A 20,194-nucleotide genomic window follows, 5' to 3' on the forward strand; every position below is an offset into this window, starting at 1 on the left:
TACCCAAAATAAAAATCACTTGCTATATAAAGTGACGAACCACTGGCTCTATATAACAAGTGTTTATGGGCAATATTATATTCTTTTAACTAAAATTAGTATAACATATTTAAAGGGCGCTGTCAAAAAGTTCTAAACTTACACTGCAGCCTTAGAAACACGGCAAAAAATTGATAAATACTATTAAACCAATCTGGGAAAAGTGTATAATGACATGTACAGCAGCGAAAGAAAGGGTGAAGACCATGGATATTACAAGTTATACTGTTGAGTACATACAGGATCCTACCGGCATTTTAACGGGTGACCGCTACGAATACTTTTTAGATATCGATGTAGATGAAGACGATGAATTATATTCAGAGAATGGCATTAAGTTAAGGGTCCTTTATTATAAAAATGGAGAAGATGAGAGGATTCTTAATTATCATTTTGTCGAAAGTCATTCAGGAAACATATTGGATTTCGCTTTGGATGAAGTGGAAGAAAAGAAAGTTTCTGCTTTCTGCAGAGAGAACCTTTCTCAAGCACAAGAGTAAGAGCAGGAGAACCTGCTCTTTTATTTTATCACTGAATTTTTTTACCCTCTTCAATAATGTGATACATTAAATGTGCCAAATGCTGTATCGGTGTATAAGCTTCTTCTTCCCTATCCACATTATTTCCTTCATTAAAATCAAGGTCATTCAGATAAAGAGCGGTGAATTGATAGAAATCTTTTAATTCAAAAGCAAAGCATGCACTGGGTTCTTCCGACTCCCCTTCATATTGAAGAACCAGGTAAGACTCCTTACCTTCCTTATCAATAGCATCAAAAAATATAAAATAGCCAACATTAGAGTTCAATTCAAATAAATGCCTTGTGCCGCCTTCTGTGTATACTTCAAAGTCATTTTCATTTAATTTTTGAACAGCCATCGGCTGTATATTATCTTCCTTATGGAACATCACTGTGAAATTCTTCATTGATTCTCCCCCTTTTTCCATACAATCCTAACATATTGCTATATTTATTTACATAATTTCAATCCAAAGCTAATAGATTGAAATTTAGGACTATTCGTATGAACCGTTTTCTTATAATATTGGTTTATTATTTCTTTTATCTAGGAGGCCGCCTGAGTGCTGACAAAAAAACAATTAAACGATATTCATTCTCTACAGCAAATTTGCGAAGAAACGGGCAATATCAAATTAAAATTAAATTGGGATACCTTGAAGTCAAGGGCCGACGAGGAAAATGACTATTTCCATTATGATAATAGCGGGAATTTATTAGGTTACCTTGCTCTATATAATTTCGGAGGTCCGGTTGAATTATGCGGAATGGTTCATCCTAATCATAGACGAAAAGGCATCTTTTCCAGCTTGTTCAATGAGGCAGTAAAACAATTGGCCCAAGCACGCAAATTACTTATTAATGCTCCAGCCTCTTCCCAATCAGCAGAAGGTTATATTAAATCATTACCCTGCACCTATTCATTCTCCGAGTATCAAATGAAGCGCCATAAAACCAAAAAAATCGGAACAGCAAATTCTGAAGTAACTATGCGGCAAGCAGTCAGCAGTGACCTTGCATTCATTAATCATCTGGATACTGCATGCTTTGATATCCCCAAAGACGAAGCAGAGGTTTTTAATAAAAAAATCTTTGCCTGCAAAAATGAGAGGACTTTTATCATTGAATACAAAAGCCAAAAAGCCGGCAAAATCAGAATTCAAACAGAAAAAGATGCTGCGTGGATTTACGGCTTTGCTGTCGATCCTTCTTTTCAGGGGAAAGGAATCGGCAGGGGCGCTCTTACAAATGTTGTTAATCTGCAGCACAGCAAGGGAGTTAGCTGGGTGCATCTTGAAGTAGCTGCAGAAAATGACCATGCACTTTCATTGTACAAATCATGCGGCTTTGAACCATACGGCACACAAGATTATTACGAATATGATCTGAACACACTCAAGGTTTGAAACACGTTTTATTCCTTTGAATCAAAATAAACATGATTGAATGTCATCTCATCTGAAATTTCCAGGGTGCCGAACGAATAGTTCGGCTGCCTGCGCTTATCTGTCGGAGACCCGGGATTAAACAGTATTATTCCATTATGGAGTTTCTTTATCGGTATATGTGAATGCCCAAAAATAATAGCATCAACATTTTCCTTATCAAATGCTTCTATACTTCTTTTTTCAGTTGTTTTTCCCTTTCCATGTCCATGGACAACCCCAATTTTAAAACCTTCTATTTTAAGCAGTACTCTTTTCTTAAGAATGGAGCAAATTTCATCACTGTCGGTATTCCCATATACCCCCTCAACAGGTGCATATTGTTTTAATTCATAATACAGTTCGACGCTCTGCCAATCACCTGCATGAATAATTAATTCACAGCTGAGAAGTTCATTCAGAAGTATATCAGGGAGCTGTTTTGACTTCTTTGGCATGTGGGTATCAGACAGAATAAGGATTTTAATCACTATCATTCCTTCCTTCTTACTTTTATACCCTATTTTACCCCAAAAATAAAAGAGCCCCTTAATAGGGACCCTCTTATCAATTAATTATAACTTTGTTACATTTACAGCTTGAGGTCCACGCTGGCCCTGCTCTATGTCAAAGTTAACTTCCTGGCCTTCATCAAGGGTTTTGAAACCTTCTGTCTGGATTGCAGAGTAATGAACAAATACATCTTCTCCGCCTTCAACTTCGATAAAACCAAAACCTTTTTCTGAGTTAAACCATTTTACTTTGCCTGTTGCCATGTAAATTTCCTCCTAATATCTATAACTCACAGAGTGATTTTTTACCCTGCATTTACTAATATGGGTAAATTCCTCTAATTTTATAATAAAATGTTCAAAAAGTACCGAAAAAAATCAATATATCCATTTTCTCTTTTTGATTTTAAATCGTATTATCCCTTATTGCTGCTGCGGTTTTTAGTGCGTCTGTCCCGGCCGCCTTTAAAATCTCTTCTATCACGGCTGCCGCCTCTGGACCTGTCGTTGAATCTTCTTCCGCCGCGATCGCCTTTAGGTTTTCTGACACGGATAGGTTCCACCGCAGTTAATTTAACCGGTGTTACATCAGGACCTTTAGTCAGCAATTTGATGGCTGCAGCAAGCAAAGTAACAGAATCTGTATCTTCAAGAAGGCTTTCCGCCACTCTCTTGAAGTCTGCATGTTCTTCTTTTTCAATAACTTCCATAAGTTTATTAATAGTCGCCTGCTGATTGCCTGCAACAACATCCTTAAAGGAAGGAACAGGCTTTTTCGCCATTTTGCTTTTTGTAACACTTTCAATTATTTTTAGGTGGTCAATTTCTCTTGGAGAAACGAACGTAATTGCCAGCCCTTTATTTCCGGCACGCCCAGTACGTCCAATCCGGTGAACGTAGCTTTCAGGATCCTGCGGGATATCGAAGTTATAAACATGGGAAACACCTGAAATATCCAGACCTCGTGCAGCAACGTCAGTGGCTACCATTATGTCGATTGTCTGCTCTTTAAAACGGCGGATAACCTGATCTCTTTTCGCCTGGGGAATATCACCATGAATTCCTTCAGCAGAATAGCCTCTCTTGATAAGACCTTCCACCACTTCATCTACACGCTTTTTAGTCCTTCCAAACACAATAGCCAGTTCAGGTGACTGAATATCCAACAGATTGCAAAGCACATCAAATTTTTGTTTTTCATGCACTTCCATATAGTACTGCTCAATATTTTTAACAGTCATTTCTTTCGCTTTGACTTTAACCATTTCTGGTTCCTGCATGAATTTTTCAGCAAGAGACTGAATTCTTTTTGGCATTGTTGCTGAGAAAAGAAGGGTTTGGCGCTCACCTTTAATTTCACTTAAAATTCTTTCAATGTCCTCGATGAAGCCCATATTAAGCATTTCATCCGCTTCATCCAGAACTACCATCTTGATGTTGCTTAAACGGATTGTTTTTCTTTCAATGTGATCAATTAACCTTCCCGGTGTAGCAGCAATAATATGCGGGTGCTTTTTAAGCGCACGGATTTGGCGGGTGATATCCTGACCACCGTAAACAGGAAGTGTCCGGACTCCTTTTACCTGTCCTATACGGTTTAATTCTTCTGCCACCTGTACAGCAAGCTCCCGTGTTGGCGCAAGGACTAGACCTTGAATACCTTCGTTTAAATCAATCTGCTCTAACAGCGGCACACCAAAAGCAGTGGTTTTTCCAGTTCCAGTCTGCGCCTGGCCAATCATGTCCTTCCCCTTCATTCCGATTGGAATTGCCTGTGCCTGAATTGGTGTTGGTTCCTCGAAGCCCATATTGGAAAGGGCTTTTACTATTTCATTACTTAAGCCAAAATCTGAAAAAGTTGTCAAAATATAATTTCCTCCTTGAATTGCAAATCTTATTAGGTACTGAAAGATTGTTTTTTGTATAAAGACATGGACACTTTACTAGGCTTTCCAGTTTGTATCTCTTTTTTACATTTCCGTTTGCACTATTTTTAAACTTTTTGTAAGTGAAGTATTTTAATTGGGTGAAATGAAAAATACATATTCCTAAAAGCAGTTATTACAGAAGATCTGTTTTGAGGAATGCTGAAGGCTACAAAGTGGATAAGCAAACATAAAAAGGTGATGCATGATTAGACATGCATCACCTCATTTTAAGCAAAATTATGCTTTTGTTACGTTAGCAGCTTGAGGTCCACGGTTACCTTCAACGATTTCGAAAGTTACGTCTTGACCTTCTTCTAAAGTTTTGAAACCTTCAGTTTGGATAGCGGAGAAGTGTACGAATACATCTTGACCTTCTGAAGATTCGATGAATCCGAAACCTTTTTCTGCATTAAACCATTTAACTTTACCTGTGTTCATTTGTGTTGCCTCCCAATAAATTGTTTTTCACTATAATGTACCATATAAACTTAAACATAAAAAAGTCGCAGCTTGCAGAAATGAGGATGAACGATCGCCTACATTTCTTTGCAGCTACGACTACTTATCCAAAAAGTATATAACGAACTTTACAGCGTTAACCTAATAATAAACGACACCCAGTTATAAGTCAATCCTTTTAAAGATCAATTTTTATTTAGGGATAAATGAACTATTTATGCTTCCCTTGTATTTCAGCGATTTTTTCTGCAGCATGAACAGTATGTTTCAAAAGCATGGAAATCGTAACAGGTCCAACTCCTCCAGGTACGGGGGTAATGGCAAACGCCTTTTCAGCACAGCTTTCATACTCTGCATCCCCAATATTTCCTTCATTATATCCGGCATCAAGGACAATAGCTCCTTCTTTAATCCATTCACCCTTGATAAAGTTAGGTTTCCCTACAGCTGCTACTACAATATCAGCTTGCTTTACAATTTGGGGCAGATTTTTGGTATATGAATGGCACGTAGTGACTGTTGCGTTTCGATTGAGTAAAAGGGCAGAGACCGGCTTGCCAAGGATTGGGCTTCTGCCTACGACTACAGCATGCATACCTTCAGCACTCAATTTATAAAAATCCATAATTTCCAAAATAGCTGCAGGCGTACAGGACGGATATTCACCAAAACCGAATGCGGTCTGTCCATATCCAAGGCTTGTAACACCGTCTACATCTTTTTCAATAGCAATAGCTTCGAAAGCTTTTCGTTCATCTATATGTCCTGGTACGGGATGCTGTAGAAGGATTCCATGTACAGAAGGATCATTGTTTAATTCTGCAATCTTCTCTAATAGTTCTTGTGTTGTTGTATCCTTTGACATATGAATACGTTTTGATAATATGCCAAGTTTTTCACAAGCATTCCCCTTCATCCGTACATACGTTTCAGAGGAAGGGTCATCTCCCACCAAAATTGTGGCTAAGCAAGGGACGATATCCTTCCCCTTCAATTCTTCAATTCGATCCTTTAATTGGTCTTTCACATGTTTCGCCACAACAATTCCATCAAGAATAATCTTTTTTTTCATGCATATTCCTCCTATAGGAAAAGCACCTATTCGGCTGACGGGCTTTTCCATTTTGTTATGAAAAAAAGAGACAAGGGTATCCCTTATCTCTGCCCAGACGACCGGCTATACATAGACGCAGCTCCCCAGCGGTTCATTCCGCATTGTCGTCAGTCACTGCGATTTTGAAAAGCTATTCTAATGAATTCATCATACCACAAAAACACAAATAATTAAACTGAAACTTATTCAAACGTTCGTGTTTTTTTGCGAGATATATAAAAAAGGACAGCAAATACTGTCCTTATAAATGATATATTTGAGTTAATTAGTTATTACCTAAAACAATGAAAGCCCTGCCTCTCTTCCATCCTTGCGGCTCCTAGACCGCGCCAGTGGGAATCAGGTTGGTCGGAATTCTTTCCGACTTAGATGCTCTCTGAGATTTTAATATTAAATGGTAAGAAACTTACTGAAGTAAAAATACGGAGAAGTGTCTGGTTTATAGAAGATGATTAAGAAGAAAATTCAGCATTAAGCTGTCCACACAAATTATTCTTAATTACAAACACATGCTTACTCTTTCAAAATCCTAAAGAGCATGAAACATAATAAAAAGCCGCAGTTTCACAAAAAAAAGAAGGTTCGGCTGCCGAACAATCCAAGTGAATTAACGACTTCAACAATATACCTCAAATACTTCAATCACTATGTTATCTTATTTACGGTAAAGTGTCAAGAAAATAACTTGTCACCCGCTTATTAGCCTTCTCCTTTATACTCTGTTACATCAAAATAATCGGTTGTGTCTTTATAGCCATTAAATCCAATATCCAGATCATGAAAATATCGGTGCAATTTAATTAAAACTTCCTTATCCTTAGTGCCCGACTGCACAGTTTCTGCCAGCCGTGTTATTGTGCCCAGGTCAGTCTGCAAATCCTCATTCTCAGCTGATATTTTTTTAAGCGAATTTACGATTAATTCAGCCTGATCTCTTTGTTTTGGCCAGCTGACTTTACGATCTCTTCCCCATCCAAGTGTTTCATTATAAAAAGTATGATTGGAGGCAATGAAGTCCCCTAAATCATCGTACATTAATCCCTGTTCAGATGTCTCCGCATTTGCCGAGGTTTTTTGAACCTTGGATTCATCCTTATTTAAAAAGACAAGTACACTATATGCTATGGCAATAGCTATGACCATTCCCAGAATTGAAAGAAACCTGTTTAATTTCTTGTTTTTTAGCAATTTGAAAGCCTCCATTTGATTTTGATAATGTATGCTGAAACTAAATGGAATTATTGCCATTCTTCCTTGTCTGAAGAAACCTTCCCTGACTGCAAATGTTTTCCATGTTAATACATTCTATGCCAACTTTCCTTTCCCCTTCAACACCAAATAAAAAAGCTTTTAACACTGAGTGTCAAAAGCTATTTCTGATTTTTCTGGGCAAGGAAAACCTCGATAAAATCAATAACAAAACGTTCCAGATCAAACTCCATCGCTATATTATCAAGTGTTTCGGGCGGATCAACTTCGGGCACCGGCCTAAAGTCAGCTATGCTTTTACCCTTTGCCTTTCCAAACTGCTCTATTCTCACTCTTCGTTTTACATATTTGGCAAGATCAGGATTTGTGAGAACACTTAAAACAAGAACATCATGAAGAGGTGCACCCTTAATTCCCGGGACAAGCTTTTGATAAGCCTCATAATAATAATCATAAGCAGGTTTGATTAGATCTTTAAAAGGCGATTGAGTATTATCTGCAATAAAATCAATCGTTTCAGGCCTGATAATCGCTTTATTTGTTACATTTAGGGGAAATATATAGATGTTTTTTGCTTTTTCAAGCACTGAATCCGCTGCAATGGGGTCAGCGTAAAAATTCGCCTCAGCCTCTGGTGTTACATTTCCCGGAACTAAAAACGCACCGCCCATTAAATAGAATGCATTTACATCTTTATATGCATCCTTTCCATACAGAATGAGCGGCAATGCCAAATCTGTCTGCCTTCCAACTCCAACGATCACAAGGTCATTTTTGTATTCATTTACAATTTCTATAATTTTGTTTATGTCATATACCTTTATTTTGCTGATGAAATTCTCCTGAGGCTGAATGGGCCCGAGGCCTTCCTCCCCGTGTATTTCAGGATAAAAGACAGCGGTCTCACCGGATAATGGCCCGCTCGCCCCTGCTATAATGGGAATGTCCTCTCTGCCTGCAAGTTTCAGTAAATATGCAGTATTATTGATGGATTCTTCTTTGGTTATGTTGCCATAAGCGCTGACTACACCTACTAGATTAATCTCGGGATGCTGAAGGGCATACATTAGGGCAAGTGAATCATCAACCCCCGAGTCAACAAACATGAGAACATTGTACATAAGCCACCTCCGCTACCTATCTAGTCTATAATATGCCAATGGAATGTCCCTTTTGTTAAAGAAAATACTCCTAAAAAATGAAAACTCCCCAATTGGGGAGCTTTAGTCCTGATCTGCCGGCTTTACCGCAAAACTGAGTTCCTGGTTCAGCTGGTTTTCAAAATTATTTCCTGCAGCTATATCCCACTTAAATGCATCAGCCATATATGAAATTACTTGCTTTTGATAGTTTCTTACCGTTTCAATATCAAAAAGCAGCGCTCCTGTTCGGCGGTTAAAAAAATCTACAGGGGTGGCAGCCATTTCATGTTCAATTGCATATTTCAGCTTTGCCCATAATACAATCGGCAAGCCATAATTCTCAGCTTCACTCCTTTTCGTCTCAATCATATTAAAAATGATACCGACGTTAGATCCATACATTTTAACAAGGTGCCTGGACTGTTCCGCTGATAAACCAATACTTGTTCCTTTTTCAGTCTGAAACCTGACGAATTCCTGAAATTTGGATGATCCTCCTACATTTCCTCCTGAAATAGGCAATGTTTTTGTAATACTTCCGCTAAATGTTCTATTTGATTCCTGTTTGAATTTTTCAGCAAGCAAATCAACAATGGTTTCGGCCATTTTCCGGTACCCGGTCAGTTTCCCACCTGCAATCGTCAGCAAACCAGTATCCGACTCCCAAATTTCATCTTTGCGTGATATTTCGGAAGGATCTTTTCCTTCTTCCCAAATAAGCGGACGAACACCAGCCCAGCTGGATTCAATGTCATCCTCCACTATCTTCACAGAAGGAAACATAAAGTTAATGGCATTAATGATGTATGTTCTGTCACCTGCAGTCATTTTGGGATTTACAGGATTAGAATTATAGAATGTATCTGTTGTTCCTACATAGGTCTTACCATCTCTCGGTATGGCAAATACCATCCGTTTGTCAGGTGTATCAAAGTATACAGCCTGTTTTAACGGAAACTTGGATTGGTCTATTACCAAATGAACACCTTTAGTCAAACGCAGGGTCTTTCCTTTCTTTGATCCGTCTTTCTCGCGGATGGAATCAACCCAGGGACCTGCTGCGTTGATGACTTTTTTTGCTCTAACTTCATGAACCCTGCCTGTCAGCTGATCTGCAGCTGCAGCTCCGCATACATTTCCTTGTTCATCATATAAAAGTTTTTCGACCTTCAAATAGTTAACAGGCATAGCGCCTTTTTCTGCCGCAGCTTTCATTACCTCTATTGTAAGACGGGCATCATCTGTGCGGTATTCTACATAATAACCGCCGCCTTTAAGTCCATCTTTTTTTACAAGCGGCTCTTTTGATAATGTTTCCTGGGCATTGAGCATACTTCTGCGTTCAGACTTTCTGACGCCTGCAAGATAGTCGTAAACTCTAAGTCCGATAGAAGTTGAGAACTTTCCAAATGTGCCTCCTTTATGCATCGGAAGCAGCATCCACTCCGGTGTAGTCACATGTGGCCCATTTTCATATACGATTGCCCGCTCCTTGCCGACTTCCGCTACCACCTTAACTTCAAATTGTTTAAGATATCTTAATCCGCCGTGAACCAGTTTTGTTGAACGGCTGGAAGTTCCGGCTGCAAAATCCTGCATTTCGACGAGTGCTGTTTTCATTCCCCGTGCTGCTGCATCCAGAGCTATTCCCGCTCCCGTTATGCCGCCGCCAATAATCAGAACATCAAATTCTTCCTTTGTCAGTGTTTTTATCATTTCAGTACGATTTAAATTAGAAAATATCATTGTTGTCTCCTCCTTGTCGAAAGGGCTAGTTATAACTACCCTTTAAAAGCAGGGAATAAAAAAGAGACCACAAAATACATTATCGCTTACCCGATAATGATTTTGTGGTCTCTCCGCATCTCCTGCCGAACTATTAACTTAATCTTATTATAACATAAAAAGATATGACTTGTGTATAAAACTTTCTTCTGACTATTTAAATGCAATTGCTGCCTTGACTGCTTTTTTCCAGCCTTGATAAAGACCTGCACGGACTTTTTCTTCCATCGATGGATGAAATGATTGATCAATTGCCCACTGCTCAGCAATTTCCTCCTGGGATTTCCAGAACCCGACAGCCAATCCAGCAAGGTAAGCTGCACCAAGCGCAGTAGTTTCATTAATTGTCGGTCTTTCTACCGGCACCTCTAAAATATCTGACTGGAACTCCATCAAGAAGTTATTTTTCACGGCACCTCCGTCAACCCTAAGCGTCTTAAGCTTAATGCCTGAGTCCGCTTCCATGGCAGATAGAACATCTTTTGTCTGATACGCAAGTGACTCAAGTGTCGCACGGATAAAATGCTCTTTGGACGTTCCCCTTGTGACTCCGAATACTGCACCCCTTACATCACTGTCCCAATATGGTGTCCCTAGACCTACAAAAGCCGGAACCACATACACTCCATCTGTCGAGTCCACTTTTTTTGCATAGCTTTCGCTGTCCTTTGCATCCTTTAACATCCTCATTCCATCACGGAGCCATTGAATGGCAGAGCCCGCAACAAAAATGCTGCCCTCCAATGCATATTCAATTTTCCCCTCAAGTCCCCAGGCAATGGTAGTTAGAAGTCCATGTTCAGATTGTACCGCTTTTTCACCTGTATTCATTAGCATGAAACAGCCGGTTCCGTAAGTATTCTTAGCCATTCCTTTCTCGAAGCATGCCTGTCCAAATAGCGCTGCCTGCTGATCACCCGCTGCTCCGGCAATGGGTACTTCCTTGCCGAAAAAGTGATAGTCAATTGTCTTAGCATACACTTCGGAAGATGGCTTCACTTCAGGCAGCATCGCTTTCGGGATTCCGAGTATGTTCAGCAGCTCTTCATCCCATTTAAGTTCGTGGATATTAAACATTAGAGTGCGGGACGCATTGGAGTAATCGGTCACATGCGCTTTTCCTCCCGATAGCTTCCAGATTAGCCATGTATCGATGGTTCCAAATAATAATTTGCCCTGTTGGGCTTTTTCCCTTGCCCCTTCCACATGATCCAGTATCCACTTAACTTTTGTTCCTGAGAAATAGGCATCTATTAAAAGACCGGTTTTTTCTCTGAATAGATCGTTATAGCCTTTTTCCTTCAATTCATCGCAAATTTCGCTTGTCTGCCTTGACTGCCAGACAATCGCATTATAAATCGGGACTCCCGTTTCTTTATCCCAAACAACAGTTGTTTCCCTCTGATTTGTTATGCCAATGCCGGCAATTTGCTCTGGTTTAATCCCGGATTCCGAAAAAACACCTGCAATCACCGATAAAATTGAACCCCATATTTCATTTGCATTATGTTCAACCCAGCCAGGCTTTGGAAAATGCTGTGTGAACTCTTTTTGCGCCGTGTGCACAATTTCCCCTTTTTTATTAAATAGGATAGCACGCGAACTAGTAGTCCCCTGGTCTAATGATAAAATATATTTGTCCACAAATGACTCCTCCCAATCTTGTTCATTATTTTATTTATGCAGCCACTTTAGAAGAATCAACTTCCCCTGGCTGTTTTTTGCCAAAAATATATGAAAGAATTAATACTATTATATTAACACCGAGCACTGCCCATAACATGCCTGAAGCTTTGTCATCGAACATCACTTGATAGAATGCGGAACCCATTAATCCCCCTAGGATTGGACCAGCTACCGGTATCCATGCATACCCCCAGTTCGATTTCCCTTTTCCTGCAATCGGAAGAAGAAAATGAGCAATTCGCGGTCCCAGGTCTCGAGCCGGATTAATCGCATAGCCAGTTGTCCCTCCGAGCGACATTCCGATTACAACAATCAGAAGGCCTGCAGCTATCGGATTTAAGCCTTCTGTAAATTGATTTGCCCCAATAAACATCAATCCCAGTACAAGAATAAACGTCCCAATCATTTCACTTAATAAATTTGAAAATGTATGGGGAATCGCAGGACTGGTTGAGAAAACAGCAAGTTTAGCACCCTGGTCTTCTGTTTCTTTCCAATGCGGGAGATAGTGAAGGAATACAATAACCCCTCCCAAAAAACCTCCCAGGACTTGAGCCAGAATATAGCCAGGCACGTCTGCCCAAGGGAAATCCCCGCTAAGCGCAAACCCGATTGTTACAGCAGGATTCAAGTGTGCCCCGCTAATCGATCCTACAGCAAAAATCCCCATCGTTACAGCTAGTCCCCAGGCGATGGTGATAACAATCCACCCTCCATTGAAAGAGAAAGTCTTTTTTAAATTCGCTCCGGCAACAACGCCTCCTCCAAAAACAATCAAGATCATCGTTCCAATTATTTCTCCCATAAAAGCAGACATCTGAAAATCCCCTTTCCGTTTTGGGTGATCGGAAACAAAAAAGGAGATTCACGACAGATTAAGCCATTAATGGCTAAACTGTGTGAATCTCCTAATCTCCGACACATAAATTAACTTGTTAAACCGAGTATACAAGTCTATGAAAACGTTGTCAAACTTTCCTTGAACATTTTTTATGAAAACCTTTCCCATAATTCTATTTTCGAAGTTGTAATGGCAGCTGCTCCTGCACCAAGCGCATTCTTCACTTCTTCTTCTGATCGGATGAGTCCTCCAGCAAATATGGGGGTGTTCAAACGTTCATTTACTTCTTTTATCATCCATGGCATGGCTCCCGGCAAAACTTCTATGTAGTCCGGCCTGGTTTTCTCGATTAATTTATAACTTTTTTCAAGCGCGTGAGAATCGATGAGGAAAATCCTCTGGACAGCGATCACTCCTTTTTGCTTTGCTTTTAGGATGACGCTGGATTTAGTAGAAATTAACCCGTAAGGCTTAAATTCCTGGCATATATATTCTGCGGCATAATCATCGCTTTTCAAGCCATGAATCAGATCAACATGATAAATCATTTTTTTGTTATGTGCTTTTGCCATCTGCGAAACATTCTTCAGCTGCGAAATGTGCATATCGAGAAATACACCAATGTCATAGGGGCTTTTCAGGAACTTTTCAAATTCTTTCATGTTTGAAGATGCCGGCAAAATTTTTTGATTCATTGTTCCCACTCCTGTATCTGTTATTTCCCTATGTTATAAAGAAACTGCGCATTTCTCAATACCCATTATACATTTTTGCGGTACTCATAATAGCGGAATCCAATTATCATTATTGTCAGCCAGGCACCTCCGGCTGCAAATCCAGCTATTACATCACTGGGAAAATGAACGCCTAAATAGATGCGGCTTAACCCAATCATGATGATAAAACAGCCTAGCATCACTGTCCATGCAGTCTTCCATCGTTTTCTTTTTGCCAAATGGATGATCATATAGGCCAGCGAGCCATAAAAAATAAAAGATCCCATTGAATGGCCACTCGGAAAACTGAATCCCTGCTCCTCAATCAGAGGTCTGATATCCGGTCGTTCTCTTTTGAAAATCCATTTCAGCAGCAAGTTGAAAAGTGCTCCAAGACCGGATGAAAGAACCATGAACCATGCAAGTGAACTCTTTTTAAATATAAACAAAAGCACGACCGCCATAATTACAGAAAAAGCCAGCCATTTTACCGACCCCAAAAAAGTAATCACGCTCATATACTCCGTGAGCCGGGGAGAAATAAAGGCCTGTACATACTGAATCACAGCTTCATCGAATCGAATTAGCTCATTTTCCTTCAATTCGTCCACTATTTCAATAAAAAGCAGCACAAATCCGCCAATAATTGCAGCTGCCAACGTTAAGTAGATGATATTTTTTGATGTTAAATTCTTCCTTTTCATTTAAACAAATCCTTTTTATTTATAGGATTACCACTAACTTTGATAAACGGAACATTTTTTGAAGACTTTTCTTCAAAAAAATAGCTCCAGTAAAAAACCGATTTTGCAAAAGCAAAGTCGGTTTTATTTCTATTAAGCCTGCTTTTTTGCTTTTGTTTTTGCAGGAGCACGTTTCTTTTTAGCTGCCGGTTTTTTCTTTGTTTCTGCATCAGCAGGCTTGGTTTTATCAATTGATGCCTGCAGGGCAGCCATAAGGTCGGTTACATTGGCTGCTGGTTCTTTTTCGACCGGTGTGACTATATCTTTGCCAGTACGTTTTGCTTCGATAAGCTCCAAAAGAGCTGTCCGGTAGTCATCATTATATTTCTCGGGTTTAAATTCAGTGGTTAATTGATCAATCAGCATAATGGCAGTATCGATTTCCTTATCAGTCACTTTGTCTTCTGCAGGTACATTTGGCACATCCGCAGCCTTACGCACTTCATCAGGGTAATGAATCGTCTCCATTACAAGAGTGTTTTCATATACCCGGACCACAGCCAGCTGTTCTTTGGATCGAATAATGATTTTTGCCAAACCTACCTTTTCTGACGTCTCCAGCGCTTTTCTTAAAAGGGAATAGGCTTTTCCTCCTCCGTCCCCTGGAGACATATAATATGTGCGATTATAATAAATCGGATCAATCTCCTGTATTTTTACAAAGTCCACAATCTCGACAGCTTTATCCTCATTTTCCTGTTTAAGCTTTTCTAAATCCTCATCCTCTAAAACGACAAACTTTCCTTTTGTGTATTCATAAGCTTTTACAATATCTTCGTTTTTAATTTCTACTTCACAAACAGGACATGTTTTCTCATATTTAATTGGCGAATGACATTCTTTATGAAGATTTCTCAGCTTTATATCCTTATCTTCTGTAGCCGAGTGCAGCTTAATTGGTATATTCACCAGCCCAAAACTGATGCTTCCTTTCCACATTGTGTGCATAGTCAAACTCCCATTCTTATTAGATGTAGTACTCATAACTTGTGTATTAACAAAAAGGGAGATACGCTAAAACATTTGGAAACTGAGTAGTTTTAGCGGCAATGGCCAAAACTATAGTAACGATTGTAAAGGAGGCCAATTTGAATGAGACCAATGCTTCCAACCTTAACTTTTGATGTTCCGGAAGAGAAGGAATGGCTCTTTGAAGCGAAGTATGATGGTTTTAGAGCAATCCTGCACTTGGACAAGGAACCCAGACTGACAAGCAGGAATGATAAGCCTTTATTACATATTTTCCCGGAAATTAAGGATTTTTTGGAGCAAAACAAAGATAAATTCGAACCATACCTTCCACTTACACTAGATGGAGAATTAGTCTTTCTGGAGAATGCCTATAAAGCCCATTTTGGGTCCATCCAGGTCAGGGGCAGGATGAGGTCTGAAAAGAAAATTCAAGAGAAGGCAAAAACTGCGCCATGCCGTCTTCTTATTTTTGACATTTTGATGGTAAAAGGCAAAAAAATGACCGATAAAGAGTACTTTACCAGAAAAGCAGAACTGGAAGCTTTGTTTAAGGATTGTAATATGCCCTTAAAACCTGATGAGAAGGATCCGAGATTGATACAATTAATCCCTCCATACCGCAGCTTTAATGAACTTTGGGAACAAATTGTCCTGCATGATGGTGAAGGAATCGTGGCAAAGCAGTTGAAGAATAAATGGGAAGAAGGAAAGAGATCATCTTTATGGCTTAAATTCAAGAATTGGAAATACGTTAACTGCTTTATCACCGCATATGAAAAATCAAATGGCTATTTTTATGCTGGTGTATTCCAGGGGGATGCTGTCATAGCAATCGGACAGTTTCTTTTTGGGTTGAAGCCCGATGAAAAACAAGCCTTATTCCAAATCATCAAAGATAATAAAACAGATGAAAACAGCCAATTCATTTATGTAGAACCAGCAATATGTGTGGAAGTTAAATATCTGGAGATTTATGAGGATCAAATGCGCGAACCGCATTTTCACCAGTTTCGTTTCGATTTGAAGCCTGATGCCTGCACTTATGAGAAATTTATACAACAGCAGAAAAACCTGCCTCCCGAAATAGAAATCACCCATCCAGATAAGCCATTATGGGAAACACCAGCTATTCAAAAGATTGATTACATTCACTTTTTAAGAGAGATTGCTCCATATATGCTGCCATTTTTAAAGAAAAGGCTTTTAACTGTAATCCGCTACCCGCATGGGATCTTTGCTGAGCCTTTCTACCAGAAAAATTGCCCGGATTACGCACCGGATTTTGTAGAAACTGAAATGTCTGAAGGCATCAATTATATTGTCTGCAATAATCTTCAAACACTGCTCTGGCTTGGCAACCAGCTTGCATTTGAATATCATATCCCATTTAAGACCATTTACAGCAATGATCCCAGCGAAATAGTGTTTGATTTAGATCCTCCTTCGAGGGACGCTTTTCATCTTGCCATTAAAGCTGCAATATTGATTAAAGAGGTGCTTGATCAGCTGAAATTAATCAGCTTTGTCAAAACATCCGGGAATAAAGGTCTGCAAATCTATATCCCGCTGCAGGAAAATACCTATAGCTTTGATGATACTCGGCTGTTCACCGAATTTATTGCCCAGTATCTAATTTCCAAAGATCCCGATTCTTTTACAATAGAAAGATTAAAGAAAAATCGCGGAGGCCGGCTTTATGTGGATTATATCCAGCATGCAGAAGGCAAGACGATCATTGCCCCTTATTCAGCAAGAGGAAATAAAGCAGCAACTGTTGCTGCTCCTCTGTTTTGGGAGGAAGTCAATGAGAAACTCACAATGGAGCGGTTTCAGATAACCAATCTTATAAAAAGGGTAAACAGCGATGGCGATCCATTCAGTTCTTATTTTCAGACAAAGGAAAATCAGCCCTTTTCTCCAGTGCTCGATTTTTTAAAACAGGAAAACAAAAAAGGATAAGGCCAATGCCTTATCCTACATCCATTCTTTAAGTACCGCTTGGGCATATTCCTGAAGTTTAGCATATTGCTTAATTTCTCCAGTATGTTCTTCTTTCTGGGATAGGGTGAACTCTTGCGGTTTTTCCATATTGATTTCCGCTTCACAGCGGTAAACATAGCTGGCATTCCCAATTAAATCAATGGACTGCCTGCCATTCTTCTCATGAACTACACAGCGCACTTTTCCGCCATTATTGTATACTTCAACAGGCTCTTCGATTTTATTCAGCCCATTCATGCAAGTGACAAGTGTTGAAGCGGACATGGCTGTACCGCAGGCATTGGTGAATCCTACTCCCCGCTCAAATGTCCTTACATAAATATGCCCTTTTTTTAGCGGCTTTACAAAGCTGACATTTACTCCATCAGGAAAGAAATCATTCGGCCCGTTCAAATATTCACTGATCTTTTTTTGCAGGTCAGATGTAATTTGCTCTTTCTCCACAATGGAAACAAAATGGGGATTAGGGACTGCTAAGGCCGTAAAAGCTAATTCCTCTGAGATCCCGCTGACTTTTTCATTAATTATAGTATCTTTATCGAGAACTAAAGGAAGATCCTTCAAATCGAATGAAACAGGTGATATTTCAACAAGATAAGTTGGAATGTCCTCAAAGATGTCCTCTTGCTTTTTTACCTGCAAATCCGCTTTCATGGTTTCAATGATGGCTTCTTTTAGACCAAGAAGTTCACATACATAACGGGCAACGCATCTTAATCCATTTCCGCACATTGATGCTTCTGATCCATCCGGATTAAAAACACGCATCCTTGCATCTGCTTTTTCACTTTTTAATACGAAAAGAATTCCATCTGCACCAAGTTCAGTGCTGCGGTCACATATTGCTTTGGCAAGCTCAGCACGATTCTCTTCTGTAAAATTATACGTATGGGAAATTTCATCTATTATAAAGAAATCATTTCCTGATCCATGACATTTCAGCAATTCAATGTTCATAATAATACCTCCAAACCATTTGTAGCCCAACTTATAAATAAGAGTGCCATAAAAGCATTTATTATTCAATAATTGTTTTCCCTATTATATTATTAACTAATTAGAAAATTGATAAATTCCGTCATTTAGGGAAGTGGCCGATATTAATACTGATCTTTATACATTTAAATTTTTCATCCAGCGGATCGAAGAGTTTGGCAGCGTTATTAATGAAAAAAATGCCTTTGTAGAAACAACGGCATTTTTTAAAAATACAATTGTATATGAAGGGATTATCCGGGTCCGTTTTAATGACTATGGGATTTTTCCCTTCCCCGAGGACCTTTCCCAGGCAGACATTCCGGTATCTGCTAAAAGGAATATGGCCGCAGAAATGAAAAGATATATTAAGCCGCAGAAAAAATATCTATAATAGCACAGCGGCTAACATATTAGCCCGGTTTGCCGGTATATTTTTTAGGAGAAAATCGGCTGCCTTGCTACAAACACTTCCATTGATATACCTCCGAAAACCCCATATTACTATAGACCTATATTAACTCGTGTATCGAAACTTGTTGAACAAAAAGAATTTTTATATTTTTATACAAAATTCACCAGTTTTCTTTGTTAAGAAAAAAGAAAAAGGATGCCCCAAATAGGGCATCCCAATATATCTATATTAACTAATGACATGAAAAACAAAGTTGAATAAAAATAAAGCAGCTATGACATACAATGCAAATGAAACTTCCTTTGCTTTGCCAATCGAAATCTTTAAGATTGGATAAAGAATAAATCCAATGGCAATGCCGTCCGCAATACTATACGTGAACGGGATCATGGCAATGATAAAGATAGCTGGAAAGCTTTCGCTCATATCCTTTAAGTCAAGATTACGGATGTTTTGAAGCATCAGTCCGCCAATAATGATAAGAATAGGCGCAATTGCACTGTTGGGAATCAATTTAATAACAGGGATAAAGAATGCGGATAGCATAAACAGGAATCCAGTTGTGACTGCTGTCAATCCTGTACGTCCGCCGGCAGCCATACTCGCTGCACTTTCAACCGTTGCTACAGTCGGGCTTGTCCCAAAAATTCCTGACAATAATGCAGAAACCGAAGTTGCCTGAAAAGCACGCTTAAACTGTTCCGGCCTATTAATAAAACCAACATGACCGTGAACTAATCCGATATTTTCAAAGACAAGAACCATTGTCAATGAAAAAATGGCAATCCAAAAAGTGACGGAAAGTAAGTTATCGAATGACATCGATCCAAATACTTCCATATAATCGGAAAGAGCAAACGGCTTTTCCTCGGTACTTTGCACATTAATCAGCCCAAAAGCCCATGCTATCAATGTTCCTGCTACAACAGTAATCAAAAAGTTGCCAGGCACATTGCGCATAAATAAAATAATGGCAAGCAGGAACGTTAAGATGGTTGCAAGCACTTGCGTGTCTCCAAGCTCACCCATAGCAATAATGGAGTTTGTCCCTTTTTCAACGATTCCGCCCTTTTCAAGTCCGATCAGCATCAAGAAAAGTCCGAGTCCCACTGTTATTGCTTCTTTAAGTGAATGTGGAATCGATTCGCTTAATGTCTTTGCGAATCGCGAAAAAGCCACGAATACAAAGATCAGACCAGATATAAAGACAACAGCCAATGCTTCCTGCCAGGATAAGCCCATCGATTGGACCATTGTATAGGAAAACAAAGCGTTAATTCCCATTCCAGGCACAAGGAGAATCGGTACATTTGCCCAAAACCCCATAATCAAACAGCCGACAACCGATGTTATAATGGTTGCAAAAATGGCTGCCTCCAGCGGAATTCCTGCTTCAGAGAGAATTAGAGAGTTAACTGCGATAATATAAACAATCGTAAAAAAGCCGATTGCCCCAGCCATAACCTCCCTTTTTACAGTTGTTCCATTTGAATCAAGCTGAAAAAGCTGGTTAAACCACTTATTCATATATACTACCTATCTATTCAATTAGCCCTCTCCCTACCCGCTCTCCCCGTATACATCTCCCTCAGTTAAGAGTGATCACTAAAAAGTACGGGTGAGCCACAAGCAGTATTTTATCAAAAAAAACTCATTCTGCCAATAGAAAGGTCAGACGTCTGCCCATAAATTTTTAAAAAAACCGGCGGAAAT

The 20,194-nt window shown here is 39.4% G+C and carries 20 protein-coding genes and 1 riboswitch; of the genes, 4 read left to right on the forward strand and 16 right to left on the reverse strand.

The window, feature by feature from the left end; all coding sequences use genetic code 11:
• Window positions 1-209 precede the first annotated feature (209 nt).
• Window positions 210-539: a DUF6509 family protein gene (locus A361_RS18330; protein ID WP_019379650.1), complete on the forward strand. Its 330-nt coding sequence runs from the start codon at window positions 210-212 to the stop codon at window positions 537-539.
• Between the two features lie 28 nt (window positions 540-567).
• On the opposite strand, the gene A361_RS18335 is transcribed toward A361_RS18330, so the two are convergent.
• Window positions 568-966, reverse strand: coding sequence for a hypothetical protein (locus A361_RS18335; protein ID WP_019379651.1), 399 nt, complete (start codon window positions 964-966; stop codon window positions 568-570).
• A gap of 156 nt (window positions 967-1,122) precedes the next feature.
• On the opposite strand from A361_RS18335, the gene A361_RS18340 reads away from it, so the two are divergent.
• Window positions 1,123-1,965, forward strand: coding sequence for a GNAT family N-acetyltransferase (locus tag A361_RS18340; RefSeq protein ID WP_009332504.1), 843 nt, complete (start codon window positions 1,123-1,125; stop codon window positions 1,963-1,965).
• Window positions 1,966-1,973: 8 nt separating this feature from the next.
• Here A361_RS18340 and A361_RS18345 read toward each other — a convergent pair whose 3' ends face one another.
• The 13 genes from A361_RS18345 to A361_RS18405 form a co-directional block, all read right to left on the reverse strand.
• Window positions 1,974-2,480: a metallophosphoesterase family protein gene (locus A361_RS18345; RefSeq protein ID WP_009332505.1), complete on the reverse strand. Its 507-nt coding sequence runs from the start codon at window positions 2,478-2,480 to the stop codon at window positions 1,974-1,976.
• A gap of 78 nt (window positions 2,481-2,558) precedes the next feature.
• Entirely contained in the window at window positions 2,559-2,759 is a 201-nt protein-coding gene (locus A361_RS18350) for a cold-shock protein (RefSeq protein ID WP_009332506.1), read from the reverse strand.
• A gap of 152 nt (window positions 2,760-2,911) precedes the next feature.
• On the reverse strand, window positions 2,912-4,360 hold the full coding sequence (locus A361_RS18355; protein WP_019379653.1) for a DEAD/DEAH box helicase: 1,449 nt from the start codon (window positions 4,358-4,360) through the stop codon (window positions 2,912-2,914).
• Window positions 4,361-4,660: 300 nt separating this feature from the next.
• Window positions 4,661-4,861 (reverse strand): cold-shock protein, encoded by a 201-nt coding sequence (locus A361_RS18360; protein WP_009332508.1) that lies wholly within the window; start codon window positions 4,859-4,861, stop codon window positions 4,661-4,663.
• Window positions 4,862-5,093: 232 nt separating this feature from the next.
• On the reverse strand, window positions 5,094-5,954 hold the full coding sequence (locus A361_RS18365) for a bifunctional 5,10-methylenetetrahydrofolate dehydrogenase/5,10-methenyltetrahydrofolate cyclohydrolase (protein ID WP_019379654.1): 861 nt from the start codon (window positions 5,952-5,954) through the stop codon (window positions 5,094-5,096).
• Window positions 5,955-6,038: 84 nt separating this feature from the next.
• Window positions 6,039-6,121: riboswitch (ZMP/ZTP riboswitch) on the reverse strand.
• Window positions 6,122-6,695: 574 nt separating this feature from the next.
• Entirely contained in the window at window positions 6,696-7,184 is a 489-nt protein-coding gene (locus tag A361_RS18370; protein WP_009332510.1) for a hypothetical protein, read from the reverse strand.
• Window positions 7,185-7,366: 182 nt separating this feature from the next.
• Window positions 7,367-8,326: a nucleoside hydrolase gene (locus A361_RS18375; protein ID WP_019379655.1), complete on the reverse strand. Its 960-nt coding sequence runs from the start codon at window positions 8,324-8,326 to the stop codon at window positions 7,367-7,369.
• A 102-nt stretch (window positions 8,327-8,428) separates the two neighbouring features.
• Complete coding sequence (locus tag A361_RS18380) at window positions 8,429-10,093, reverse strand: glycerol-3-phosphate dehydrogenase/oxidase (protein WP_019379656.1); 1,665 nt, start codon at window positions 10,091-10,093, stop codon at window positions 8,429-8,431.
• Between the two features lie 192 nt (window positions 10,094-10,285).
• Window positions 10,286-11,776: a glycerol kinase GlpK gene (gene glpK, locus A361_RS18385; protein ID WP_019379657.1), complete on the reverse strand. Its 1,491-nt coding sequence runs from the start codon at window positions 11,774-11,776 to the stop codon at window positions 10,286-10,288.
• A gap of 34 nt (window positions 11,777-11,810) precedes the next feature.
• Window positions 11,811-12,635, reverse strand: coding sequence for an MIP/aquaporin family protein (locus tag A361_RS18390; protein ID WP_019379658.1), 825 nt, complete (start codon window positions 12,633-12,635; stop codon window positions 11,811-11,813).
• 173 nt (window positions 12,636-12,808) lie between these two features.
• Window positions 12,809-13,354, reverse strand: coding sequence for a glycerol-3-phosphate responsive antiterminator (locus tag A361_RS18395; RefSeq protein ID WP_019379659.1), 546 nt, complete (start codon window positions 13,352-13,354; stop codon window positions 12,809-12,811).
• 65 nt (window positions 13,355-13,419) lie between these two features.
• On the reverse strand, window positions 13,420-14,079 hold the full coding sequence (locus tag A361_RS18400; RefSeq protein WP_019379660.1) for a phosphatase PAP2 family protein: 660 nt from the start codon (window positions 14,077-14,079) through the stop codon (window positions 13,420-13,422).
• Between the two features lie 132 nt (window positions 14,080-14,211).
• The gene (locus tag A361_RS18405) at window positions 14,212-15,066 is read right to left on the reverse strand and encodes a Ku protein (protein WP_009332517.1); all 855 of its coding nucleotides are present in this window, start codon (window positions 15,064-15,066) and stop codon (window positions 14,212-14,214) included.
• A gap of 144 nt (window positions 15,067-15,210) precedes the next feature.
• On the opposite strand from A361_RS18405, the gene A361_RS18410 reads away from it, so the two are divergent.
• Window positions 15,211-17,049: a DNA ligase D gene (locus A361_RS18410; protein ID WP_019379661.1), complete on the forward strand. Its 1,839-nt coding sequence runs from the start codon at window positions 15,211-15,213 to the stop codon at window positions 17,047-17,049.
• 15 nt (window positions 17,050-17,064) lie between these two features.
• Here A361_RS18410 and dapF read toward each other — a convergent pair whose 3' ends face one another.
• Window positions 17,065-18,048 (reverse strand): diaminopimelate epimerase, encoded by a 984-nt coding sequence (gene dapF / locus A361_RS18415; protein ID WP_009332519.1) that lies wholly within the window; start codon window positions 18,046-18,048, stop codon window positions 17,065-17,067.
• Window positions 18,049-18,181: 133 nt separating this feature from the next.
• On the opposite strand from dapF, the gene A361_RS18420 reads away from it, so the two are divergent.
• Window positions 18,182-18,460 carry a hypothetical protein gene (locus A361_RS18420; RefSeq protein ID WP_009332520.1) on the forward strand — a complete coding sequence of 93 codons (279 nt, stop codon included), beginning with the start codon at window positions 18,182-18,184 and terminating at the stop codon, window positions 18,458-18,460.
• 249 nt (window positions 18,461-18,709) lie between these two features.
• Here A361_RS18420 and A361_RS18425 read toward each other — a convergent pair whose 3' ends face one another.
• On the reverse strand, window positions 18,710-20,008 hold the full coding sequence (locus tag A361_RS18425) for an NCS2 family permease (protein WP_019379662.1): 1,299 nt from the start codon (window positions 20,006-20,008) through the stop codon (window positions 18,710-18,712).
• Between the last annotated feature and the right edge of the window lie 186 nt (window positions 20,009-20,194).

It is taken from the genome of Cytobacillus oceanisediminis 2691, assembly GCF_000294775.2.
Lineage (GTDB): Bacteria > Bacillota > Bacilli > Bacillales > Cytobacillaceae > Cytobacillus > Cytobacillus pseudoceanisediminis.